At 61.1% G+C, this 22,104-nt stretch carries 20 protein-coding genes; 10 read left to right on the top strand and 10 right to left on the bottom strand.

What is annotated here, in order from left to right:
- The first annotated feature begins 4 nt into the window (after positions 1 to 4).
- From C1722_RS12930 to C1722_RS12915, 4 genes are all read left to right on the top strand, one after another.
- Positions 5 to 718, top strand: a complete 714-nt coding sequence (locus C1722_RS12930; protein WP_102379792.1) for a response regulator transcription factor — start codon at positions 5 to 7, stop codon at positions 716 to 718.
- 235 nt (positions 719 to 953) lie between these two features.
- Positions 954 to 1,871: an ABC transporter ATP-binding protein gene (locus tag C1722_RS12925; protein WP_102379791.1), complete on the top strand. Its 918-nt coding sequence runs from the start codon at positions 954 to 956 to the stop codon at positions 1,869 to 1,871.
- A complete protein-coding gene (locus C1722_RS12920) occupies positions 1,871 to 2,644 on the top strand; it encodes an ABC transporter permease (RefSeq protein WP_102379790.1) in 774 nt (257 codons plus the stop codon). The genes C1722_RS12925 and C1722_RS12920 overlap by 1 nt, the downstream gene beginning before the upstream one ends.
- A 12-nt stretch (positions 2,645 to 2,656) precedes the next feature.
- The gene (locus C1722_RS12915) at positions 2,657 to 3,604 is read left to right on the top strand and encodes a sensor histidine kinase (protein ID WP_102379789.1); all 948 of its coding nucleotides are present in this window, start codon (positions 2,657 to 2,659) and stop codon (positions 3,602 to 3,604) included.
- Here C1722_RS12915 and C1722_RS12910 read toward each other — a convergent pair.
- From C1722_RS12910 to C1722_RS12890, 5 genes are all read right to left on the bottom strand, one after another.
- Positions 3,601 to 3,888, bottom strand: a complete 288-nt coding sequence (locus tag C1722_RS12910) for a HigA family addiction module antitoxin (RefSeq protein ID WP_102379788.1) — start codon at positions 3,886 to 3,888, stop codon at positions 3,601 to 3,603. The two genes, C1722_RS12915 and C1722_RS12910, sit on opposite strands and share 4 nt — an antisense overlap.
- Positions 3,875 to 4,102 (bottom strand): type II toxin-antitoxin system RelE/ParE family toxin, encoded by a 228-nt coding sequence (locus C1722_RS17900; protein ID WP_280522955.1) that lies wholly within the window; start codon positions 4,100 to 4,102, stop codon positions 3,875 to 3,877. Before C1722_RS17900 ends, C1722_RS12910 begins: the two co-directional genes overlap by 14 nt.
- A gap of 161 nt (positions 4,103 to 4,263) precedes the next feature.
- Complete coding sequence (locus C1722_RS12900; RefSeq protein WP_102379786.1) at positions 4,264 to 4,539, bottom strand: hypothetical protein; 276 nt, start codon at positions 4,537 to 4,539, stop codon at positions 4,264 to 4,266.
- 281 nt (positions 4,540 to 4,820) lie between these two features.
- Complete coding sequence (locus tag C1722_RS12895) at positions 4,821 to 6,356, bottom strand: hypothetical protein (RefSeq protein WP_102379785.1); 1,536 nt, start codon at positions 6,354 to 6,356, stop codon at positions 4,821 to 4,823.
- On the bottom strand, positions 6,353 to 6,904 hold the full coding sequence (locus C1722_RS12890) for an RNA polymerase sigma factor (RefSeq protein WP_180995246.1): 552 nt from the start codon (positions 6,902 to 6,904) through the stop codon (positions 6,353 to 6,355). The genes C1722_RS12895 and C1722_RS12890 overlap by 4 nt, the downstream gene beginning before the upstream one ends.
- A gap of 237 nt (positions 6,905 to 7,141) precedes the next feature.
- On the opposite strand from C1722_RS12890, the gene ahpC reads away from it, so the two are divergent.
- The 4 genes from ahpC (at position 7,142) to C1722_RS12865 (ending at position 12,047) form a co-directional block, all read left to right on the top strand.
- Entirely contained in the window at positions 7,142 to 7,705 is a 564-nt protein-coding gene (gene ahpC / locus C1722_RS12885) for an alkyl hydroperoxide reductase subunit C (RefSeq protein WP_102379783.1), read from the top strand.
- Between the two features lie 139 nt (positions 7,706 to 7,844).
- On the top strand, positions 7,845 to 8,729 hold the full coding sequence (locus tag C1722_RS12880; RefSeq protein WP_102379782.1) for a methionyl aminopeptidase: 885 nt from the start codon (positions 7,845 to 7,847) through the stop codon (positions 8,727 to 8,729).
- Positions 8,730 to 10,486: 1,757 nt separating this feature from the next.
- Entirely contained in the window at positions 10,487 to 11,662 is a 1,176-nt protein-coding gene (locus C1722_RS12870) for a hypothetical protein (protein WP_102379780.1), read from the top strand.
- 79 nt (positions 11,663 to 11,741) lie between these two features.
- Complete coding sequence (locus C1722_RS12865) at positions 11,742 to 12,047, top strand: hypothetical protein (protein ID WP_102379779.1); 306 nt, start codon at positions 11,742 to 11,744, stop codon at positions 12,045 to 12,047.
- A 723-nt stretch (positions 12,048 to 12,770) separates the two neighbouring features.
- Here C1722_RS12865 and C1722_RS12860 read toward each other — a convergent pair.
- Both C1722_RS12860 and C1722_RS12855 read right to left on the bottom strand, forming a co-directional pair.
- Complete coding sequence (locus tag C1722_RS12860; RefSeq protein WP_102379778.1) at positions 12,771 to 14,336, bottom strand: MDR family MFS transporter; 1,566 nt, start codon at positions 14,334 to 14,336, stop codon at positions 12,771 to 12,773.
- A 12-nt stretch (positions 14,337 to 14,348) separates the two neighbouring features.
- Positions 14,349 to 14,786 (bottom strand): MarR family winged helix-turn-helix transcriptional regulator, encoded by a 438-nt coding sequence (locus C1722_RS12855; protein WP_102379777.1) that lies wholly within the window; start codon positions 14,784 to 14,786, stop codon positions 14,349 to 14,351.
- A gap of 388 nt (positions 14,787 to 15,174) precedes the next feature.
- Here C1722_RS12855 and C1722_RS12850 point away from each other — a divergent pair, with 388 nt between their 5' ends.
- The gene (locus C1722_RS12850) at positions 15,175 to 15,549 is read left to right on the top strand and encodes a VOC family protein (protein WP_102379776.1); all 375 of its coding nucleotides are present in this window, start codon (positions 15,175 to 15,177) and stop codon (positions 15,547 to 15,549) included.
- A 547-nt stretch (positions 15,550 to 16,096) separates the two neighbouring features.
- On the opposite strand, the gene C1722_RS12845 is transcribed toward C1722_RS12850, so the two are convergent.
- From C1722_RS12845 to C1722_RS12835, 3 genes are read right to left on the bottom strand one after another with little or no spacing between them, the layout of a single operon-like run.
- Positions 16,097 to 16,753 (bottom strand): DUF6320 domain-containing protein, encoded by a 657-nt coding sequence (locus C1722_RS12845; RefSeq protein ID WP_102379775.1) that lies wholly within the window; start codon positions 16,751 to 16,753, stop codon positions 16,097 to 16,099.
- Positions 16,737 to 18,278 carry a phthiocerol/phthiodiolone dimycocerosyl transferase family protein gene (locus C1722_RS12840; RefSeq protein WP_244902577.1) on the bottom strand — a complete coding sequence of 514 codons (1,542 nt, stop codon included), beginning with the start codon at positions 18,276 to 18,278 and terminating at the stop codon, positions 16,737 to 16,739. The genes C1722_RS12845 and C1722_RS12840 overlap by 17 nt, the downstream gene beginning before the upstream one ends.
- Positions 18,251 to 19,270, bottom strand: coding sequence for an alpha/beta hydrolase (locus C1722_RS12835; RefSeq protein WP_102379774.1), 1,020 nt, complete (start codon positions 19,268 to 19,270; stop codon positions 18,251 to 18,253). The genes C1722_RS12840 and C1722_RS12835 overlap by 28 nt, the downstream gene beginning before the upstream one ends.
- A 353-nt stretch (positions 19,271 to 19,623) precedes the next feature.
- On the opposite strand from C1722_RS12835, the gene C1722_RS12830 reads away from it, so the two are divergent.
- Positions 19,624 to 22,053, top strand: a complete 2,430-nt coding sequence (locus tag C1722_RS12830) for an InlB B-repeat-containing protein (protein ID WP_180995245.1) — start codon at positions 19,624 to 19,626, stop codon at positions 22,051 to 22,053.
- Positions 22,054 to 22,104: the final 51 nt, after the last annotated feature.

Below are 22,104 nucleotides of genomic sequence, written 5' to 3'. Positions count from 1 at the left end.
TACGATGGGCGATCGCGCGACAGCACAAAAGATCCTCGTCGTCGAGGATGACCAGGATATCAACGCTCTGCTTGCGAAGATCATGCGAAACGAGGGCTACGAGACGGTCCAGGCGTACTCGGGCACCGAGGGGCTGCTCCGCATCGAAAGCGATGCTTTCGATCTCATACTGCTCGACATGATGCTGCCCGGTATGGACGGGATGTCGTTCGTAGCCCGGTTGCGCGGCGAGCTGCTATCGAGCACGCCCGTCATCATCGTATCGGCGAAAGCGGGTCTTGCCGATAAGGTCGACATGCTTTCTCTCGGCGCCGACGATTACATCGTGAAGCCGTTCGAGCCCGAAGAGGTTGCCGTGCGCGTGCGGGCCGTACTGCGGCGCAGCGGGGACGCATCTGCGCGGGAGACGGACGGTGGGGGGAAGACGTACGTTTTCAAAGGTTTAACGCTGGACGAAACGGCTCGCAGGGTGATGCTCGACGACGCCGAAATCACGTTGACGGTATCGGAGTTCGATATCCTTTCCGTGCTGATCCAGTCTCCCGACAAAGTGTTTTCCCGAGAGCGCCTCTACGAGCTCGTATGGAAGAGCGGTTATTACGGGGAGGATAACGCCATCAACGTCCATGTGAGCAATATCCGCAAGAAGCTTGCGGCGATTCGCCCCGACGAGGAATACATCAAGACGGTATGGGGCATCGGGTTCAAACTCTCGTAGGCGGGATCTGCGCCGCGGTGCTTGCGGATGCGCGCGGACGGTGGCGATTCGGGCTTCGGTCGGCGCAAAAGTCGATCTTGATCTGCGGGTATCCAACGGTCGCGGATTGGTTGCAGCATGGGTGCGGCGGCATCTTTACGATTTCCTTAGATTTCGTTGAGGACTTATTAAAGGCCCGAACGGTACAGTTCTCTCATGCAATCGAGACCGTGGGAGAAAGGAAGAACCGATACCTATGGATACGGTGATAGAAACAAGGGGCTTGACGAAGCGGTACGGTGATTTCGCCGCCCTGGACGGGGTGGACGTTTCGGTGCGCCGCGGTGAGATATTCGGACTCGTCGGCGATAACGGAGCCGGAAAAACGACGCTCTTCAAGCTGCTATGCGGGCTTGCGTTTCCGAGCGGGGGCGAGATGCGCCTCTTCGGCGAACACGCGCAGGCCGATCTCGAACGGCAGCGTTCGCGGGTGGGGGCCATCATCGAGCAGCCGGGGTTTTATCCGAACCTGAGCGTCGAGAAAAATATCGAGTACTACCGAATACAGAAAGGCGTTCCGGGCAAACAGGTGGTTTCGGAGCTTTTGGAGCTCATGCGCCTCACCCACGCGAAGAGGCGCGCATGCAAAAACCTTTCGATGGGAATGAAGCAGCGCCTCGGGCTCGCGATGGCGCTTCTGGGGGAGCCCGAGATCCTTATCCTCGATGAGCCGATCACGGGGCTCGACCCGAGCGGTATCGTCGAGATACGCGCGCTTCTGCAGCGGCTTAACCGCGAACGGGGAATTACCATCGTGCTTTCGAGCCACAATCTGGCCGAACTCGAACAGCTGGCAACCACCTATGCGTTCATGAGCCATGGGCGCATTCTGGAACAGGTGAGCGCCGAGCGCCTTGTTGCGCGATGCGCCGATTGCATCGACATTGCCGTCTCGGATGCCGAGCGCTACACGGCTCTGTTCGAAAAGAGCTTCGGGCAGACTCGCTATCAGGTGCTTCCCGACAAGACGGTGCGCATTTTCGATCCGCAGCAAAGCATTGAAGCCTACAGTGCTCTGGCGAGCGAGCAGGGGATGGGCATCTTCAAACTCGAACGGCATCGCATGTCGCTCGAGCAGTACTATCTGGATTTGAAGGAAAGGGGAATCGCGTAATGCTGAACTATATGAAAAGCGAGTGGTACCGCATCGTCCATGGCAAAGAATTGTACCTGATAACCGGCATACTCTCGGCGGTTGTTTTGGCGGCGAACGTCATCTTGTATGCGATGACGTTCGTCGAGGATGCGTTTCCCTATGCGTCGGTGCGATTTTCGCTCAGCAACCTTTTGTATATGATGACCATGCTGTTCGCTCTCGGAGGCGTGCTCGTCGCCGTATTGTACGCCGATGATCGGAAAAACGGCACGATGAAGAACGCGATCGTGCACGGCTGCTCGCGCACGAGCCTCTTCATCGGAAAGAGCCTCATCTCCGTGGCGGCGGGGCTCATATGCATGGCGGCGGTGCTGGTCGTCTATATCGGAAGCGCTGCGCTTTTGCTCGAAGGCCCTGCTGCAGAGCCTGCAGTCGAGCTTTTGATGGCCGTCGTAGCTGCGCTGCCCTCGGTTGTTGCAATCGTCGTGCTCGCGGTGGCGCTGGATGGTTTCTTTTCGAAGACGACCACCGCTATCGTCGCGTTCGCGGTCATCGTGTTCGCCATCCCGCAGGTGCTTGCGCTCATCGGTTTGCGCTATGAGCCGATCGCCGAGCTCGCCAGCTGGTTTCCGGCGGTCCTGTTCGGCAACGATGTGGGTGTATGGCCCCTTGATTTCACCATGCCGTGGGAACAGCTGTTAGGCTGGGCGAAATGCATGGTCGTCGGATTCGGATGGTTGGCGGTGTTTGCGGTTGCGGGCCTTTGGCGCGCACGCAGGGTTGAGCTGTAGGAAAGGAAGCGTATGGCTGAAGCGCCCTTGATCGTTGTGCTCGTACTGGCTCTCGTGGCTGCGGGGTACTTCTGCCTGCGGTACTTCCTGTTGAAACGGTCGCTGCGAAACGCCGATCGCGAACTGCGTGAAATTACGGAGGATTTAGGGGAGAACCGCATAGTCAAATTGGCTGCTCCCGATCGTGATCTGGAGGCGTTTCTCGGAACCGTCAACCAAGCGCTGGCCCATATCCGAGGCGAAGCGGTGCGCTACGCACGGCAGGAAGCCGAATTGAAGTCGCAGGTTGAACGTATTAGCCACGACCTGCGAACGCCGCTCACCTCGATCCTCGGATACTTGGCGCTTGTGGACGAGGGCAGCCTCGATGGGGAGACGCGCGATTCCCTTGCAACCGTGCGCCGCAAGGCCGATTCGCTTCAACGGCTGATCGCCCAGTTCTACGACCTCTCTTGCGTGAGGAGCGAAGATTACCGTCTCGATGTGGGCGAGGTTGAAGTCGGTCGGCTCGTGCGGGAGTCGGTTGCCGGGCAGTACCGGCTCCTCTCCGAGGCCGGACTCGAGGTGGACGTGGGGATTCCTTCGCATGCGGTGTTCGCGTTGGCAAACGAGGCTGCTGTCGAGCGCGTGCTGGCGAATCTGCTCACCAACGCCGGCAGGTACGCGAAGACGGCGTTCGAGGTAACGGTTTCGGAGAACGCGGACGAAAGCGGCGTTTCGCTCGTATTCGCCAACGATACCCGCACACTCGACGAGAGCGAAGTCGTTCGCCTGTTCGAGCCGTTCTACACGGTCGATGAATCCCGTACGCAGGAGAGTTCGGGTTTGGGTCTGACGATTGCGCGGCACCTTGTCGAGCGCATGGGAGGTACCCTGACGGCGCAAACCGAGGTGCGCGGCGGTACTCAGTGGTTGAAGTTCGAAGTGGTGCTGCGGGCCGGCGGGTACTCGGCGAACTAATCGACTAGGGTTTCGACGGCGGGGAAGTCGCACTGCTCGAGCGTCTTTACCTGATAGGTCATCTGAAGGCTCAGCCAGAAATCCGGCGTTGTGCCAAGCGCCTTTCCGATAAGATACGCCATTTCGGGCGTGATGGACCGCCTGCCGTGGATGATGTCCGAGATGGCGGATTGCGGCTTGCCGATCGCCTTGGCGAGACGGTACTGCGAAATGCCGAGCGGGTCGAGAAACTCCTCCTTAAGGATTTCACCTGGGTGAGAAAGGAGCGTTTTAATGGTAGTCAACGAATTCAACCTCCTCGATACCGCGTTTTGTCCAAGAAAAGCAGAGGCGCCACCGACTATTCATCCGTATACTGTAGCGTCCCTCGCGGTTTCCGCTGAGTTTCTCGAGTCGATTGCTGGGCGGGATGCGCAAATCGCCCAAACACCCCGATGCTTCAGCGGCGTCGAGCATCTGGAGCTTTCTCATCAGCGGCTTCCGAAGCTCTGGTGGCACGCGTCGGGATGCGGTTCCTGAGCAATCGATCCAAAAAGATTCGATGTCTCGATCTTTGAATTACATGGCGGCTCCCATACTTCTGCAAAACAGAATGCTACTGCAAAACAGATATAAAGGCAAGCGCTGCTATACCAGCGTGGCTTGCCGATCGCCTTGGGCTATCGGGTCGAGTAGTTGGGAGGAAGCGTGTCGAAGAGCATCTGGTGGAGCTTCCGCCTTCTCGTGCGGTAGTCTTCGCTGTCTTCAGGGGGTTCGACTCCCAGATGCCTCATGAGCTCATGGGCGATTTCCTCGTTCGCATCGAAATCGGCAAGCTGTTCGCAGGTTACCTCGATTACGGTGGCATCGGGGTGGGACGCAATATCGAACGGCCGTCTTCCCGGATCGTCGATGATGTCGATGGCTACGTTCGCTTCGGGCCAGTAGAGGCTCATGATCTGCTCCTTTGTCGCGGTGGCGGTATATTCTGAGTATAGAGCGGTCGTTTTGACTGTTCGTCCGACAGGTTTCGCGGGGTTCTTGCAGAAATCGCACGCGGTCGCGACGCAAACCTTGCAGAAATCGGATGCGAATCGTACGGTTTGCGGAACCGTTCGCGATCCCGGCGCGACGTGGGCCGCCGATCGTTCGGCGGCCCACGGGCTGTACTCGCGAATGCGCTGCGGCTTGTCAACCTCGAACCGCGATACGGTTCGAGGCGGTAATGCAGTTTCCCCTACGATGAGTCTCGAGCGTGCAGATCGACCACTGTCCCGTCGATGGTTACAGCTACCAGATCGTCGAAATCCTCGATAGGGGCGATGATGAAGATAGCTCCTTCCTGCGCGGTCAGATCGATCGAAGAGCCGTTTCTCGGTGCCTCGCTCAGATCCCTTTCCGTTCCGTCGCGGTACACGAGTCGCACGTCGGCATCGACGGCGTTTTGCTGTACGGCGGCATCGACAGCGTTTTCATCGGCTAACGCTTCATACGTGAAGGACAGCTTCACGCCGAGCGGCGAGACGCTCACGGCGTCGACGATGAAGTTCTTTCCCCTGTCGGGCAGGGCTACGCTGGTCTCGATCTCAAGCACATCGATCCGCTCGGGCACGGTGAACGCCACTTCCCAGTTTCCTTCGATCAGGGTGTCATGCGAGAACCCGTATACGTGCAGCCGATAGTACGGCAGATCGGCTTCATCGATGCGGAAGACCGCTTCCCGGTAATCGCAGGCAAGGTAGGTCATGCCGTCTTTCGGACACTCGTATGTTCCGTATCCCACCTCGTAATAGATGTCGATCTTTTCGCCTGTGCGCATGTCGATGAGGTTGAAAGATTGCATCGCCTCGGGGCCGCCGCTCACCTCATCTGTGGGGTTCATTTGAACGTGCAGAAGACCGTCTTGGTAGCAGATGTTGGATAGGTAGCCGGTATCGAGGCCAGGGATGGCAACGTGCATCTCGTCGCGCACGAGGACCCGATCGACGTCTTCGATGCGGTGCCCTTCTGCGACGAAATCCGTGCTCGACCCGCCGCTCAATCCGCCCTCGCTCATCCAATCGATATCTTCGAACGTTCCGCCTTGTCCGAGCAGCCCCGCAAGGTCGAGGTCTTCGGCGACCATGCTATGCTCTGCCCGATTGGCGTAGATGTTCGAAATCGATAAAGTGGCCGTTTCCCCCGATGCCAGCCCGGAACCCTGCATCATGAGCGTGGCGGTTTTCGTTTCGGGATCGTAGCTCAGCGTCTCCTCGCTATAGCCGTGCGAATTGTCGTCGAGGCTCATCTTTCCGAAATGCAGGTTGTCGGACAGGCGATCGCCGGTCGTATCCTGCAGATCGACGACGAGGTAGGTGGTTTCGCCGTCGTTGATTGCCGCTGCTACGTCGAGCTTGATTCCCTGGTCGGTCGTGCTTGAGCCGATGACCTGGGCTTGCTTGGCGACCTCGGCACCTCCCCCGAAATACGACACGAACAGTTCCTGGATGCGGTCGGCGTAGGTGAATCCTGCAAGCACGATAAGCGCTGCGGCCGCGAAGAGCGCGACGAAGCGCCCGGTCCTGCGATGGGGGGCTTCGGGGGCCTGCTTTTCCTCGTCGACACAGCGGGGAACCGTTGCCCCATGTTGTTCGGCCGATGCCGCAGCGATCTTCTGGGCGAATCGTGCTTTGATGCGTTCGGTGCGATCGTCGTCGAAGGGGTGCTCGTACGACGCGATGTCGCGCAGTGCGTCGTCGGACAGGTTTTCGGGGTATCGTTGGTTTTCGGTCATCGCTGATCCTCCTGATTCTCGGACAGGGAGACGGATAGGGTTCTCTTCGCTCGGTACAGTCGGTTCTCCACGTCCTTTTTCGCTCTGCCCATCGCTTCGGCGATGGCGGCAGGCTTCTGCTCGTAGAAGTATCGGCGCATGAGAATCTCGCGCGTCGGTTCGGGCAGGTGCGCGATCGCTTCGTAGAGAGCCTGGTAGTCGATGGGGTCTTCGGGCTGGGCGGCGGCGAGCTGCTCATAGCAGTCTTCGAGCGAAACGGTCGATCCCCGGGCTTGTTTGCGATATGTGCTGATGGCTCGGTTTCTCGCCATCGTGCAGAGATACGTTTTCAGGCTGCCTTTGCTCGCATCGAATCGTTCGGGGTGCTGCCACAGCTGGAAAAACGCATCGCTCACGCATTCTTCGACATCCTCTGCGGAGAATCCGGCGGATTTCGGCAGATAGCGCCCCGCCACTACCCAGAGCAGCCGTGCGTACTCGTCGACGATCGCCTCGTATGCTCGCTGATCGCGCTCGCGCAACTTCTCGATAAGCTCATGGTTGCTCAATCGTCCTCCTTGGTCGAAGGCCTGCGATGCGGCCGCCGCATCCTTCGTCGTTCGCTGTTCTGTAAGCTTACCTATACGTATTCGCAGCGAACGCGAAAAACACTCGCCGGATAAAGTAGATCGCGCGATCGGTCGGCATAATAATCACTTCCAAAGTAACAATTATGTGAAAGTTCACCACTGATAACATTCGAGCGGCTACTATGGCAGCATAACCTTAAGAGACAGGAGCAACCCATGTCCATGATCAACCAGGAGATCGACGATTTTTCCGTCCAGGCCTTCCATAAAGACGATTTCGTCACCATCACGAAGGACGACGTGCTGGGCGGGTGGTCGGTGTTCTTCTTCTATCCCGCCGACTTCACGTTCGTGTGCCCGACCGAGCTCGAGGACCTCGCCGCCATCTACGATAAGTTTCAGGAGGCCGGATGCGAGATATACTCGGTCTCGACCGACACTCACTTCGTCCACAAGGCGTGGCACGACACCTCCGAGAGCATCGCGAAACTCCCGTTCCCGATGCTCGCCGACCCGACGCATCGGCTCTGCGACATCTTCGACGTGTACATCGAGGGAGAAGGCGTGGCCGAACGCGGCAGCTTCATCGTGAACCCCGAGGGCAAAATCGTGTGCTACGAGGTGAACGCGGGCAACATCGGGCGCAACGCCGCCGAGCTGCTGCGTCGTGTGCAGGCGAGCCAGTTCGTCGCCGAGCACGGCGATGCCGTGTGCCCGGCCCGCTGGATGCCGGGCGCAGAAGTGCTCCATCCGGGCATCGATCTGGTCGGCAAGCTGTAGACGCGTCGTAAGCCTGACTGCCGCAAAGATGCTCGGCGCTGTGGCAGGTTTCGACATCGGACGATCAACCGAATAGGCGGTTCGCGGCCCGGGCGAACCCGGGCCGCGGTACAATAGCCGCGAGAGAAAAGGATTGCGCATGTACGACGGCGAAGGACAACCCGGTCGCAACGACGAATGCTGGTGCGGCAGCGGCAGGAAATACAAGAAGTGCCACCTGGAGACCGACGAGCGGCTCCAGCAGCTCTACGAACAGGGGTTCGAGGTTCCGGCTCGCGGTTTGCTCAAAACACCGGCAGACATCGAGGGCATCAAGAAAAGCGCAGCTGTGAACATCGGCGTGCTCGACTACGTTGCCGAACGTATCGGACCCGGCACGACCACCGGCGAGATAGACCGTTGGGTATACGATTACACGGTCGAGCACGGTGCTGTGCCGGCTCCGCTCGATTACGAGGGCTATCCGAAAAGCGTATGCACTTCGGTGAACGAGGTGGTGTGCCACGGCATTCCCTCCGACGACGAGGTGCTCGCCGAGGGCGATATCGTCAACGTCGACTGTTCGACGGTACTGGGCGGCTACTTCTCGGATTCCTCGCGCATGTTCTGCATCGGCGAGGTGTCGCCCGAGAAGCAGGAGCTTGTCCGCGTGACGAGAGAATCCCTCGACAAGGCGCTCGAGCACGTGAAACCCTGGGGCCTCATCGGCGATGTCGGTCGGGCGGTGAACGATTTCGCGAAGGAGCACGGCTATTCGGTCGTGCGCGAGTTCGGCGGCCACGGCATCGGCCTCGAGTTCCACGAGGATCCGTTCGTGAGCTTCGTCGCGCAGGCGAAAACCGGCATGGTGCTCGTACCGGGGCTCGTGTTCACCATCGAGCCGATGATCAACCTGGGCGCGCAGGAGATCGACATGAGCGATCCGAACGGCTGGACCGTGCGCACCAAAGACGGCAGCCCGACGGCGCAATGGGAAATCCAGCTTGTTGTAACCGAAGACGGATACGAGCTTTTGTCCTGGTAGGGCTGCGGCTGCATTGAGGCTATACGTGCCGCCTCGAAAACGAATACGTTTCGTGGAAAAGGCGATTGGCATAAAGTGAAGTAAACGTACAGTGTGGTCAGAGAAGCGCCCGACGATTCGTATTGCACCTACCTCCGGCGCTTTCATATCCCCAGTAGTTTCTTCGCCCTGCTTTCCGAGGGGAGTGTCCTTGGTCCAATTCGCAAAACGGTTAGCTGTGTGTCTCCGTTCGGCGCATGGCGGCAATCTCGGCTCCTTCCTTTGCATCGAGCAGATTTGCCACAGGTGTTGAACGATTCGTACCGTGCGAGCGCCGGGAAATCTGTTTTGCATCCAGTGAGGTTTGCCGCCTGAAAGAGCCCGCAAACCGGGCTCTGAGGAACTTTTTGTATGTATACCGATAAGCTTTCATGTATCATCAAGTGAGCTGAGATTCGCCAATCGCTTTCGAACGCTTAGCGGCGGGTTGATTTGCGGAATCGGAAAATGCGAAACGGAAAGGTTGGAAGATGATGTTGATTGAAGCAGGCGGCGCGGACGCTTCGGCGCCGGCGGCACGGTGCGAAATGCGCCGGGGGGGGGTTCTGTTTTAAGAGCCGCTCTGCTGGCTTTTTCGGTATGCTTGGCGGCGTTGGCTCTTGCGGGATGCGCTGATACCGCTTCTCCTTCAAGTGGGGGGAACGCCCCAGCGGACGACGGTGCATCCGTCCCGGCTCAGAGCGAGCCGCCCCAAACCGATGAGCCCCAAGCCGCTGCCTCGGTCGACACCTACTACGCGCAACATACGCGCGGAAACACCATGACCCAGCTGGCCTCCACGTCGGGGGAGGTCGTCGAGCTGCCCGACGGATACCAGGTCGTAGGGCCCTATTCCGAGGGTTTGGTCATGGTGCGCTGGCTTGAAGCCTCGAACGACCGATGGGGGGTCGGCACCGACGGGAACTTCGACTACGGGTTCATGGACGCGTCGGGCAACCTCGAAATCGAGGTGGACGATGCGGCGGCGTCCATTGGGCTGCCGGCCGAAAACGACGAAGGAGCCGCCCTGCGGTGCACTCCGGGCGCGTACTTTCAGGAAGATCGTGCGGTGCTGGACTGCCGGTACGGCGCGCGCGGCAACGGGTACCATTTCTCGCTGGTGATCGACGCCCAGGGAAGCGTCGTCGCCTGGACGGGGCTCGACGCCGGGTACATGGACGTCGAGTCGGCGGCCTCTTTGCCCTATACGAGCTTTCCCGACTCCATGGAGCTCGTCAACTTCCCCAGCTTCGGCATCGCGGGCGCGTACGAGGACGGGCTCCTTCGGACGAGTCTGGGCACGTCTCTGGCCCAAGACCATACGATTCTGCTCGATGCGGACGGGGAGGTGTACGCGAACTTCTACGGGTCCGACAGCTACGTGCGCAGCTCGGATCTGCTGAACTCCCGCTATGTCGTGGGCGGTCTGTACAACGTGTGCTCCTACGAGGCCCGCGCGCCCGAGGCGAACCCCGTCGACGCGTTCGACGTCGTCGACATCCTGGAAGCCGAGGATTTCGACGACGCCCAGATCGTCGATATGGCGGGGGACGGGCCGGCGGCCATCCTCAACGCGCGGTCGAACACCGCCAAAGGGGAGCGCGTACTGACGGGCCTCTACGATATCGAGGCGGGCGCATGGATCGGCGAGCCCGTGCTGGGCGGCGGCGCGCAGGCGGCGCACTACGGNGCTGGGGGTTGATGCGGGAGTGGGAGCGGCGGCCCAGGAGGCGCTTCACATGCAGGAGTGGACGAACTACCTCTACGACGAGTCCGGACGCCTCGTGAAGACGGCGACGTTCGGCGAGACGGTCCTTGCCAATACGGTCTCCTCCTACGAGTACGACGCGGACGGCAGGCTGCTTTCCGCACGGGTCCAATCGGGAGACGGGGACGTCGCGTCTCTCGACTACGCTTACGAAAACGGGAGGCTGGCAAGGGCGGAGGCGACGACGGTCGAAAAGGGGGAGGCGAGCGGCGCTGCCGTCGAAACGTATACCTACAACGAGGAATTCTGCGCTCTTACGGTTGACCAGTATTATGCGAACGGCGATTTGAAAGGAGCTTTCGTGGCGTACTTCGACGAAGAGCATCCTTGGGAGGGCAACCCCATCGATTACGACGGGGGGCGTATGGTATCTGCCGATGTTTACACTGCGGAAGGCGAGATGAAGCAGCATGAAGAGTTCGTCTACAACGAAGACGGCACCCCGTCGCTGAAAACCATCCAGGTGTTTCCCGTCGATGGCGGCGAGGAGTCGTACAGCGAGCGCGCGTACTCCTACGACGAGAACGGGTTCGAAACGTACATGACCTTCGAGCAGACCCTCGCCGACGTCCGCCAAGCGCACCGCATCGAGCGGACGTTCGGCGCCGACGGAAGGATGACGCGGAAAATCGAGCGGTCGAACACCGGCGACGAGGTGAGGACGTACGCCCGCGACGAGCGCGGGCGCGTCGTCGCGAGCAAGTGCGTCTCCGGCTGGGCCCCCATCGCGTGGTCCCCCTCCCTGACGGTGTACCAGTACGATCTGGGCCTGACCGAGGCGTCGCCTTCCGAGGAGGGCATGGAGGAGGCGGCGCAATACGAAAGCGACCGCTTGAGGGAAAGCTACTACGATCTGGCGGCCGTGTACGTGGCGGGGAGCTATCAGGCTAGGAGCGGAAGCATGTACGACGGGTCGCAGCCGGTGCTCGAGCTGCATGCCGACGGATCCGGCACCTTCGACGGCGTTTCGGGCAGATGGGAGTGGGACGATACCGCCCGCGCCCTCTACGCCTACACCGGCGGCGAGGCTCCCGCGTGGTACGTCTGGGGGCAGGAGGCGGGCTATCCGAGCGGGCAGCGCTTGGGCGACGGCGCATTCGCCGAGTTCGACCGCGTGCGCGACGAGAACGGCGTGCCGGTCGACTGACGCGCCCCGCGTGATCTCGTGGCGAGGCGTGCGTCTCGTCCAAGGCGAACGTATTCAAATCAACGATAGGAGGAACGATATGGACGTTAGCAGCGAAAGCCGGCCGACAGGATGGCGGGCGGCGGGCGCCGCATCCCGGGCAGTCGCGGTCGCGACCGCGCTGTTGGCAGGCCTCATCGCCATGCCGGGCTGCTCTTCTAAAACATGCGACGATTGCGGGGAAACGTTCTCTGGCCAGGCCTACTACCAAAGCTATTCCTCGAACCCGAACTACAACCCCTACCGGGAAGACGGAGGGGAGCTGTACGAGGGCGCCGGCACGATCTGCGAAGAGTGCGCGCAAGACCGCTGGGGAGACGATTACTGGGACCATAAGGCGAAATAGCGCGACGCACGGGGACGCGCGGAAGCCCGACCCGCCCTTCGCCTCGCTGAAAGGCGAAGGGCGCGAAGAGGGTCTTCGCATGCCATGCTTCCAGGATCGCGCTGATGCGAGAAACGAGGCGGCCGGGAATCGGTTGTGGCGTGCGGGGGATTGCTGGCTCGGCGATTCAGTTTGCGCGATCAATAACGCATGTTTGCCCTACGGAGGCAGTGGGGATGTTCGTGTCTATTCGGAAAGCAAGATGACGAAGCTTTTGCACGATCGGTTTTCTGAGACTTCATGGTTCAGGGTCGGGCGTACTTCGTGCATTGCATGGGCCGCGAAATGCACGGACTCCCGCTATCTCTGTCGCGCTGTTTTCTTGAGACACAGCGGGCCTCACAATGCAGGACTGATCTTGCCGAGCGGCTTTTCGGGGCGAAACCGAGTGTGACCAAGACGATTGAGAGGCTGCTTCGCTTGGACGCGTAGAAGAGGTGCGCAGCCGCTCGCAGGCGTTGACCGTTCGTAGGCCTGCTGCAGCCAAAGCGCTGTTGTCTACAGCGGATACGACAGAACGATCGTTGACGGAACGGGGCATTGCGCCCGTGTGCATCTGCAAGCTTGCCGAAGAGGGAGCTTTGGATGGTTGCGCCTACGCGATCTTGCCGGGTGCGAACGTTTTGGACGGCGCAGCCTAGCACTAGTACCGTCGTTTAATACGGCTTAATGCGCAATTCGAAGCTATTTCGCCCCGTCTCCCATGTGCCCCGAATCCTCGACGGTGGTGGCGAGCGGCGTTTCTCTCAAGAAGATCATGAGCGCGAGGCCGATAACGCCGAGGGGCAGCATGAAGAAGAATACGGGTACGAGCGCATCGTTGTATGCGGTGCCGAGCGCCTGCTGTACGGCTTCGGGCAGACCGTGCACGATGCCCGGTGTGAGCGAGTTCGCGTCGACTCCGAGCACCCCTGCGCCCCCGACCGACGAGAGGTTTTCGGCCAGCGTTCGGGTGAGTCCGCTCGTGAAGATGGCCCCGACGATGGACGTGCCGAGCGTCGTGCCGACCTCGCGGAAGAAGTTCGTCGCAGCGGTGGCCATGCCGACGACCGATGCCGAGAACTCGTTTTGCACGACGAGCACGAGGATCTCGAAGTTCAACCCGATGCCGAAGCCGAGCACCGCAAGGAACATCCCGATGAAGGCGAAGTGAAGCTCGGCGGTGATCGTCGTGAGGCAGGCGATGCCGACGACCATGATCACGAAGCTCGCTACCATGAGCTTCTTGTAGGTACCGCGCTTGCTCACGGCGTAGCCCGAGATGAGCGAGGCTATGAAGTAGGCGATGCTCATGGGCATTTCCATGTAGCCGGCCGCGGTGGCGCTCATGCCGTCGACGATCTGGAAGTACGTGGGCAGGTAGGTGACGGCGCCCATCATGGCGAACGTTGCGATGAACCCGGCGATGGTGGCGATGTTGAAGTTGCGGTTCTTGAAGAGCTCAAGCGACATGATGGGCTCTTTCGCCCGACGTTCGGCCAAAACGAACAGGACGCCGAACGCGGCGGCAGCGGCGAAAAGCCCGACGATGACCGGAGAATTCCAAGCGTGTTCGGTGCCGCCCCACGAGGTGGCGAGCGTGACGCACGTTATGGCGATGGCGAGCGTCATGGTGCCCCAGAGATCGAACGAGGCTTTTTCCACGGTGCGCTTCGGCTTGGGCAGGCAGATGACAGCGGTGACGATGGCGACGGCTGCGAGCGGGATGTTGATCCAGAACGCCCAGCGCCAGCCGATGGTGTCGGTGAACAGGCCGCCCAAAAGCGGCCCGACGAGCATGGGCACGGCGTAGGCGATGCCCATGATGCTGAGGTACAGGGCGCGGTCGCGCGGCGGTATCACGTCGGCGACGATGGCCTGGGAGAGGATCATGAGACCGCCGCCCCCGAGCCCCTGCACGGCGCGGCCCGCCACGAGTCCTTCCATGGAGCCCGTGAGGCCGCAGACGACCGAACCAGCGACAAACAGGACGAGCGCTCCGATGAACAGCCCTTTGCGGCCGATGAGGTCGCCCATCTTCCCGTATAGCGGCATGGTGACGGTGGCCGCGAGCACGTAGGCGGTGGTTACCCACAGCATGTGGTTCACCCCGCCGAGTTCGCCGACGATGGTGGGCAGGGCGGTGGCGACGACGGTCTGATCGAGCGATCCGACGATCATGGCTACGAGCAGCCCGGCGAATACGGCGATGACCGACTTCTGAGGAAGCTCGATGGCGTGCGGGGTCTTGTCGTTTCGGGGAGATTCCATAGGTGTCTTTCCTTACGATTGCATTGCTTGCTGGAACAGGTCGAGAAACCGCTTGCTGATCTCGTGCGCGCGGATCATATCGTCTTCGCCGATCTCATGCGCGCAGCGAAGTTCGATGCCGCGCAGGTCGCCCATGATCTCGTCGCAGCGGCGTTTGCCCTCGGCGGTCAGTACGTGAAGCTTGCTTCGCTTATCGGCCTCGTCGGTGCGATGGGTTGCCAGCCCCCGCCTCTCGAAGGTGCCGACGATAGAGCTGATCGTCTGCTTGGGCAAAAACAGTTCGGCGCACAGGCTCTTCTGGCTGATGCCTTCGGGGTTCTCCCCTAAAACGAAGAGAACCGACATCGAGTAGTACGACTCGCCGTAGCGTTTCGCGAACTCGCCGTACAGGTAATCCATATGGAAGAAGTCCTCGTACATGTTGTCGATGTGCTGCCCGAACCTGTCCATGGCCTTGTCCCTTCGCGCGAAGTCCCTGCAAGCGGGCGCACACGCTCGCAATTAGTCTGATATCAGACTAATTTAGCGTGAGATGGTGCGGGACGCAAGGGTTGCGGGACGGTACTCTGTTTCTCCATAAGCCGCATTCGACGAATGCGCCCTCGCCCTATTCTGAGCGTTCCACGGCGCGTTCCCGCTGTGCGCAGCGACGATTTCGATGCCCGTGACAGGGAGGTGCGCTCGAGCGGAAGCCCGTGAAGCGCTCGTGGCCGCAGACGGCAAACGCGCGACCGCACGGGGCCGATCGCCTGCTTGTGCAGCTTGCGTAACGCCTGTTCGATGGTGCATTATCGTGCTACACTGATGCCGTCGACCGCCAACGAGAAAGGACGATGCGATGATCGATCATATGAGTGTCAAGGTGAAGGACTTCGATAAGGCCGCAGCGTTTTACGTAGCCGCGCTTGCACCGCTCGGCTACGTCAAAGGCATCGAGTATCCCGGCGGCTTGCAGCTTCACGTCGAGGGCGAGCCGGGTGACGTATGGGTGATGGCCCTCAAGGACGACGAGGCGCCCCTGCCCACCCATATCGCGTTCACTGCGAAGGATGCCGAAGGTGTCAAGACGTTTTACGAGGCGGCGCTTGCGGCGGGTGGAACCGATCACGGCGCCCCCGGTCCGCGCGATTACCATCCCGGCTACTATGCGGCGTTCGTGTACGATTTCGAGGGCAACAACATCGAAGCCGTCATCCACGACTTTGCCGAGTAGGGCGGGCTTTCGCGACCGCGCAAAAGGCCGTTGGGCAAACCGTTCACTCGGCCGAAGCGGAGCGAACGGTCGGGATGGGCCACCGGGCGGATTGTACGCCGATCGTCGGGCGGGTTGCGGAGCGCACCGCCAAGCCGGGGCATTTCGGTTCGGCCCAATCCGCTCGGTGGTTGTTGCACATGCACGATACTGAACCGTGAAGGTAAGAAGGGAAATAGCTGACCTGCGGGTCTCGTACAGGTGCCCAACGATATCGCACTTATAGGGGCGTCGGATCGTTCAGTATCGCAATTCTCAAGCAGCAACCGTTCTTTCAGCGCGAGACCGGGGCAGACGCGCGCGAGACCGGAGCCGACCCTGCGCGAGGTCGCGGTCGACGTGCGTTGATACCATGCGTCGGCACCGTGCGCTAGCATGTCCGAAACATCGTATCGTCGTCAATGCTCATACGGGATCCGGTCCATGCTACAGGCGGCTTTCGATACGGCCGCTGCACGGTTGCGCCCTCGCATCCTCCGCGCAGCTTTCAGGCTGCGAGCCTTTCGCGTTACGCCGAAAACAGCTTGCGCATCTCGGCGAGCAGCTGCTTGCGCGTGAACACGAGCAGTGCGAGGAGGAACACGCTCGCAGTCAGCGCGCTCACGTAGGCGAGCACGTTCCATACCGTGAGGTTCAGCGCCACGAGCACGAGCGGCGTCAACCCGAGCAGCACGTCGAACAGCAGGTATTTGGCGTACCCCGACACGAACGTGCCTTTGAACACCGCGATGAGCACGGTGTCGAATACGAGGGCGACCAGACATATGCTCGGAATGACGAACGTGGTTATGATGAGGTTCTGCGACACGGCGAACCATACGGCGGCGATGCCGAGCAGCACGAGGAAGTAGCGCACCACCACGCGCAGAAAGTCGGGCGAGTGCGTGAGGATGTTGCGCACGAACAGGTAGTTCACGGCGAGCGCCACGCACACCGTCAGTACGATGTCCCACGGAAGCGGTATGAGCTGCCCCAAGAACAGCATGACGAGCAGGCACACGCCGGTGGCGAACGCGAGCACCCGAAGCGCGATGGCTCCCGATTTGCGCACCTCGTTGCGAGGGAACGGCGACGGATCGGCTTCACCCGTGAGTTCGGCCTGGCAGAGGGGGCATCGGTCGAGGTCGCCGGTAAAGCTCACGCCGCATTTATTGCACTTCATCATCGTCGGCGCTCCTTTCCTCCCGGGCTACCTTCTGCTTTCTGGGCTTCGCGGGTTTTGCCGTTCGTTCAGTCTTTACGGCCCGTTCGGGCTTTGCGGGTTTTGCGGCTTGCCCCCGCTTCGCTGCCTTTTCGGGCTCCACTGGTCTTCCGGGCTCCTCGGCTCGTCGGGGTTTTCTCGGCGCCTTGGCCTTCTTGGGCTGCGGCTCGTCTTCTTCGCTTGCGGGCACCTGGCCGCCCAAGCGTTTGACGGAGGTTTCGAACTTGGCTTCCAGCCGGTCTTCGGCAACCTCTTCGCTCGTCTTGTTGATGTTGATGGTGCCTTCGATGCCCTGGCTCGAGAAGTACCGGCAGAAGTTCTTGATGATGTCGGGATTGGAGTACACCGAAGAGATGCCGATGCTCAGATCGTTGCCGAAGGAGCTGAGGAGGAAGTTGATTCCCGTAGTCGAGGTGAGCACGTTGATGTTGCGGATGTACGGGGCGAGCCGCTCGTCGATGGCGATCTGCCCGAGGTTCGAGACGGTCGTGGTGGTGTCGCGGGCGGCAAGGTCGGTGGCGAACTCGAGGATGAGGTCTTTCACGAACAGTGGCGCCAGGCGCAGGACGGGGTTCTTCTCGAGCGCGATCATGCGGTTCATGCGGGATTTGAGGTGTTCGGCGTTGGTGACCACCTTGAGTTGGGCGTGCACCTGCCTCGCCACCTCTTCGACGGGTTCGTCCTCGTCGCCCGGCACATAAGATACGAACGCCAATCCGAAGAAGTTCTTCGTGGTGGTGGATTTGAAGTGCTGGCGAAGATCGACCGGCACGTCGAGGCGGATCGCGCGGTTTCGATCGCGCCGCGGCATCTCGGTGCGTATGGCGCACATGACGGCGGCGATGACGAGCGATGTCACGCTGACGCCGAACGAGCGTGCCAGTTCGAGAACCTGCGCGGCGGGCACGTGGTACTCCATGAACGTGGGATCGGCCTCGTCGCGCCAGCCGGTGATGCGGTACACCTTGGGCGCATGCGTTGCGGCGGCCTTGTCGCGCTCGTAGTACTTGTCGAAGCTGTTTTCAGACTTCTGGTGGTCGGAGCCGTCGTATTCCAGCGGGACGCCCTCGATGCCGTAGCGTTCTTGCAGGTAGGCGTAGAGCAGCGCCTTGAAAAAGCTCAGGGTTCCGCGCCCGTCCGATACGATGTGCGAGACTTCGAGGTTGATGCGGTTTCGATAGTAGCTCACGCGGAACAGGATGCTCTTCGCGTCGACGTGCAAGCCGAAGCAGATCGGCAGGTTCTCGCGCTGCACGACGGGCGGCTTGGCGGCCTGCTCGAGGTAGTGCCAGAACATGCCGCTGCGCAAGCTCACGTTGAAGCCGGGGAAGATGTCGACCGTTTTCTCGAGCGCATGCTGCAGTACTTCGGGATCCACCTCGTCTACGAGGGAGGCCGAATAGCGGAACACCGTCTGGGCGGAACTGCCCGCCTGCGACGAATAGAACTTGCCGACGTTGTCTAGTCTGTACCAAGTAGCCCGAGCCACGCCGGTTCATCCCCCTGTTCCAGCTCGTCCCCATCAAGGAAGTGCTTGATGATGCGATACGTGTCCTTAACGATGTTGAACACCGAGGGGTACAGAAGGTACCCGTGCACGGCGTCGAGCACACGATAGCACGCTACGCAGCCGCCGTCATCTGCCAGACGCTGCGCGAACACTTCGCCCTCGTCGCGCAAGGGGCAGTACTCGGCGGTGATCACGAGGGTTCGAGGCTGCTCGGCAAGGCTTGGTGCGATTAGCGGAGCGAAGTACGGCTTGTGGAGGTCTTCCGACGAGGAGGCGTACAACTCCATGTAGCCCATGATATCGCGTGCGGTGAGCAGGTAGTCCTCCCCGTTCTCGCGCACCGAATCGAACAGCGAGGTCGTCGGGTTGTGGTCGTTGTACGTTGCGGGGTACAAAAGCATCTGGGTGCGCGGCAGAAACTCGCCGCGATCGCGGGCCATGAGCGACACCACGGCGGCGAGGTTGCCGCCCGCGCTATCGCCGAACAGCACGATGTTGCCCGCGTCCACGTCGGATAGCAGCGTGCCCGCATGCAGCTGGCGCGCCACCTCGTAGCAGTCTTCGGGCGCCTGGGGGAAGCGGTGCTCGGGCGCGCGTCGATAGTCGACCGATACCACGCGCCGTTCGAGTTTGATCGCCATCGTGGTGCATGCGTCGGTGTAGAAGTCGACGCTGCCGTTGACCCATCCGCCCCCGTGGAAGAACAGGATCGTGCCGCGGGAATCCTCGGTGACCTTGAGCCCCGAAGCGAGGGAGAAATCGATATCGAGCGGTGTGAACACGCGCAGGGGCAGCTCGAAGCCGTCGGGCATGGTCGCCTTGGCTTCGTCGATGCGGCAACGCGGATCGGGGATCATGAGCCTGGCGCTCACTTCCTCGGCGACGCGCTGCGCCTCGTAGGATTTCCTGATATCGGGTTTGATCCGCGAAGCCGCTTTGAAAGCGGCGAGGATCGCCTTGTTGATGGGCATGTCGATGCCGTCCTTTCGCAAAGAGCGGCGGCACCGATCCCGTGCCGGCTTGCCGCGCGGCGCACGCTCGCGCCGCTGATGGGTCTATCGTAGCACAGAGGGAAGACCGCATGCGTGGCGAGGCGCGTATGTTCCCCCTCCGTGAATACGGGGAATCGTTTCCTTGCATCGGGCGTGCTTTTGGCCGCGCAGCGCAGGATGCTTTGATCTTTCGCCGATCGCCCGACGTTATGCGGTATAATACTGTACTCTATTACCTGCCAGTAAGCACGTCGGGTAACGGCACCAACGATATGCCGTCTTCGCGTCTTCACGATGCAGCCCGCGCAGCCAGCAATCGGAGGGATTTGCCCATGGCTACCAAAACCGCCGTCCGCTTCTTGCCCGCTTTTCTGCTGATCGCCTTGCTGTTGCTCTCGTGCATGGCACCCGATACGGCTTGCGCCGAGGGAGACGGCGGACAAACGCCGATCGGGGCGCTTGATTTCACCAACCCGGCAACGCCTTCTTCGGGCGAGGGATACGCATGGGACAGCGGTGCGAAAACGCTTGCGCTCTCAGGAGTCAACGTGCATGCGCAAGGAAGGGGGGTTTCTGCGCTGACGGTGCCCAGCGGAACGACTATCAAGCTTGAGCCGGGAACGTCGAACACGCTCACCTCCCTGGAGGCGGGCGGGATCTTCGTATCGAACGGAAACGACGGTGTAACGCTCGAGGGGGAGGGGTCTCTTACGATTACGGCGGCGTCTGACGGCATCGGGGCTTCTTCCGGAACGGTGCTGGTTCACGGTGCTTGCTCGCTCTTTATCGATGCGGGAGAGAACGGCGTCTACGTGCTCGACGGGAGCATCGCTCTTTCTTCGGGTGCTTTCGTCGATGTTCGTGCGGGACTCTCGGGACTGGTAACGGGCGTTTCGCTTTTCGGCGATGACGGCGTTTTCGTTGAAACGGGCGCTTCGGCTACCATCGATGCGGGACAGGATGGAATCCTTTCGGGAGGGCTCGTGAAAATCGACGGTGCGGGCCTTATTACGGTTGCCGCCGGCAACAACGCGATATTCAGCGATACGGAAGCTTCGATAACCGATAGCGCGGGCATCGTCGTCACGTCGGGCATCCAAGGCGTCTATGCGAGCGAAGGCGCCTCGGTCAAGGGAACGCCTCTCGATATCGCAACGACGAGCGCGTGCGTTTCGGCTGGGTATACCGTCGAGCTCGACGGTATCGAGGGCATGCGCCTGTCGCCGGGGGAATCGGGCATCGCACTGGTTTCGGACGCCATCAAACTGACCGGCTGCACGGGTTCGATCGTGGGTGCAGCGCGCGGCTTCGAGATATTCGGGCAGGGAGCCGTCGAGCTTGCGGGTACGTCGCTCGATGTTGAAGCGCGCGGGTTCTGCGTTGCCGATACGCTTTCCCTCATGCAGGGATCCTCGGTTCGCCTTGCCGCGAGCACGGCATCCGACCTGCCCGCATCGGCGATATGGACGATCGACGAAACGAGCTCGCTCGTCAACGGCGGTTCGTTCTCGAACGGCGGAAGCCTTGTTGTGGACGGGACCTTTACCAACAACGGAACCTATACGGCGCAGGCGGGGTCGTCTCTCGGCGGAACGGGATCGCTTCAGGCGGGAGCCGGTGCGAAGGTCATCCTCCCGAATTCGACCGATGCGGTGCAGCGCGAGCTTCTGGCAAGGCTCGGTACGCTGTTTTTCATTGTGGACGGACCGCTCGATTTTACCGATCAGCACAATCCTGAACAGGGCGATGGGTACGCATGGGACCCCGTCTCGAAGACACTGACGCTTTCCGGCGCCACAATCAGGGTGGAGAGCGAAGCGGGGGGTGCTCGCGGGGATGTTCCCGCCGTGCGTTTGCCGGATGGATCCAGCATCCATCTCGTTTCCGGCACGATCTCGTCTATCGATACCGATACGGCATCGGGTGCGGTCATCTGCGGCGAGGGCGATCTGTCGGTGTTCGGAACCGGGATGATGCAGTTGAACGGGCGGGCGCTTGCAATGCAGGTTGGCGGCACGCTTGACGTGTGGGGATCCACGCTGTACAGCACGGCGTTTTCGGGCATTGCCGCGAACCGCATCGACATCGCCTGTGCGCAGGTGGCGGTATCGTCGCAGAGCGGACCGTGCTTGACGGCGCTTGAGCACCTGTCGATCGAGAAGGCTGGAGTGCACCTCACGACCCAAGGGAACCCGCTGATCACCGGGGAGTCGGTGATCAGGGTTCCCGCAACCGACCAGGCTTCCGACGCATCTTCGCTCATCTCGATCGATCAGCTGCCGTCGGGGTATGCTCTTGCGGTGTTCCAAGACGATTATCTCGGGCTTTTCTACGCGGGCGTTGCCGACGGGCAGGGCGATCCCGCTTTGACGCTCGCCATCGACGGGTATGCGCCGGGTCACACGGTCTCGTTCGTGAGCAATGCGGGCGTCGACATTCCCCGAGCACGCGTGGTTGCGGGGGATTTCGTAGCCGAGCCGCCGATCGAGCGCGACGGGTACGTGCTCGGCGGCTGGAGCAGGGATCCCGAGGGATCTGACCGCTACGATTACGTAACGCCGGTTTACGAGGACCTCACGCTGCATGCGCAGTGGACCGCGTCGCCCGTTCCCGAGAGCCCATCCGAAAACGGCGCGACGATCCTGCCGAAGGTGGGCGACGGCTTTGGCTTTGCGGTTTCGGGATTTGGCGCGATCGCGATCCTTGCGGGGGCTTTTGTCCTTGCGGCGACGGTGCGCAGGCGCTTTTCGGCAAACGGATAGCAGACGGGCTTACCGGCCGTCGGGCTGCTCCCTCGCCGAGCTCCGTTGGTC

Source organism: Raoultibacter timonensis (genome assembly GCF_900240215.1).
In the GTDB taxonomy this organism is placed as follows: Bacteria; Actinomycetota; Coriobacteriia; order Coriobacteriales; family Eggerthellaceae; genus Raoultibacter; species Raoultibacter timonensis.
The sequence above is the reverse complement of the archived record's forward strand: the minus strand, read 5'-3'. Positions and strand labels throughout refer to the sequence as shown.

What these genes read in the sequence shown, in the direction of transcription:
- C1722_RS12925 (WP_102379791.1), top strand. Translation starts at nt 954, where the DNA reads ATGGATACGGTGATAGAAACAAGGGGCTTGACGAAGCGGTACGGTGAT.
- C1722_RS12865 (WP_102379779.1), top strand. Translation starts at nt 11,742, where the DNA reads ATGGACGTTAGCAGCGAAAGCCGGCCGACAGGATGGCGGGCGGCGGGC.
- C1722_RS12895 (WP_102379785.1), bottom strand. Translation starts at nt 6,356, where the DNA reads ATGACCGAAAACCAACGATACCCCGAAAACCTGTCCGACGACGCACTG.
- C1722_RS12835 (WP_102379774.1), bottom strand. Translation starts at nt 19,270, where the DNA reads ATGCCCATCAACAAGGCGATCCTCGCCGCTTTCAAAGCGGCTTCGCGG.
- C1722_RS12880 (WP_102379782.1), top strand. Translation starts at nt 7,845, where the DNA reads ATGTACGACGGCGAAGGACAACCCGGTCGCAACGACGAATGCTGGTGC.
- C1722_RS12855 (WP_102379777.1), bottom strand. Translation starts at nt 14,786, where the DNA reads ATGGACAGGTTCGGGCAGCACATCGACAACATGTACGAGGACTTCTTC.
- C1722_RS12845 (WP_102379775.1), bottom strand. Translation starts at nt 16,753, where the DNA reads ATGATGAAGTGCAATAAATGCGGCGTGAGCTTTACCGGCGACCTCGAC.
- C1722_RS12900 (WP_102379786.1), bottom strand. Translation starts at nt 4,539, where the DNA reads ATGAGCCTCTACTGGCCCGAAGCGAACGTAGCCATCGACATCATCGAC.
- C1722_RS12915 (WP_102379789.1), top strand. Translation starts at nt 2,657, where the DNA reads ATGGCTGAAGCGCCCTTGATCGTTGTGCTCGTACTGGCTCTCGTGGCT.
- C1722_RS12920 (WP_102379790.1), top strand. Translation starts at nt 1,871, where the DNA reads ATGCTGAACTATATGAAAAGCGAGTGGTACCGCATCGTCCATGGCAAA.
- C1722_RS12860 (WP_102379778.1), bottom strand. Translation starts at nt 14,336, where the DNA reads ATGGAATCTCCCCGAAACGACAAGACCCCGCACGCCATCGAGCTTCCT.
- C1722_RS12870 (WP_102379780.1), top strand. Translation starts at nt 10,487, where the DNA reads ATGCAGGAGTGGACGAACTACCTCTACGACGAGTCCGGACGCCTCGTG.
- ahpC (WP_102379783.1), top strand. Translation starts at nt 7,142, where the DNA reads ATGTCCATGATCAACCAGGAGATCGACGATTTTTCCGTCCAGGCCTTC.
- C1722_RS12830 (WP_180995245.1), top strand. Translation starts at nt 19,624, where the DNA reads ATGGCTACCAAAACCGCCGTCCGCTTCTTGCCCGCTTTTCTGCTGATC.
- C1722_RS12930 (WP_102379792.1), top strand. Translation starts at nt 5, where the DNA reads ATGGGCGATCGCGCGACAGCACAAAAGATCCTCGTCGTCGAGGATGAC.
- C1722_RS12850 (WP_102379776.1), top strand. Translation starts at nt 15,175, where the DNA reads ATGATCGATCATATGAGTGTCAAGGTGAAGGACTTCGATAAGGCCGCA.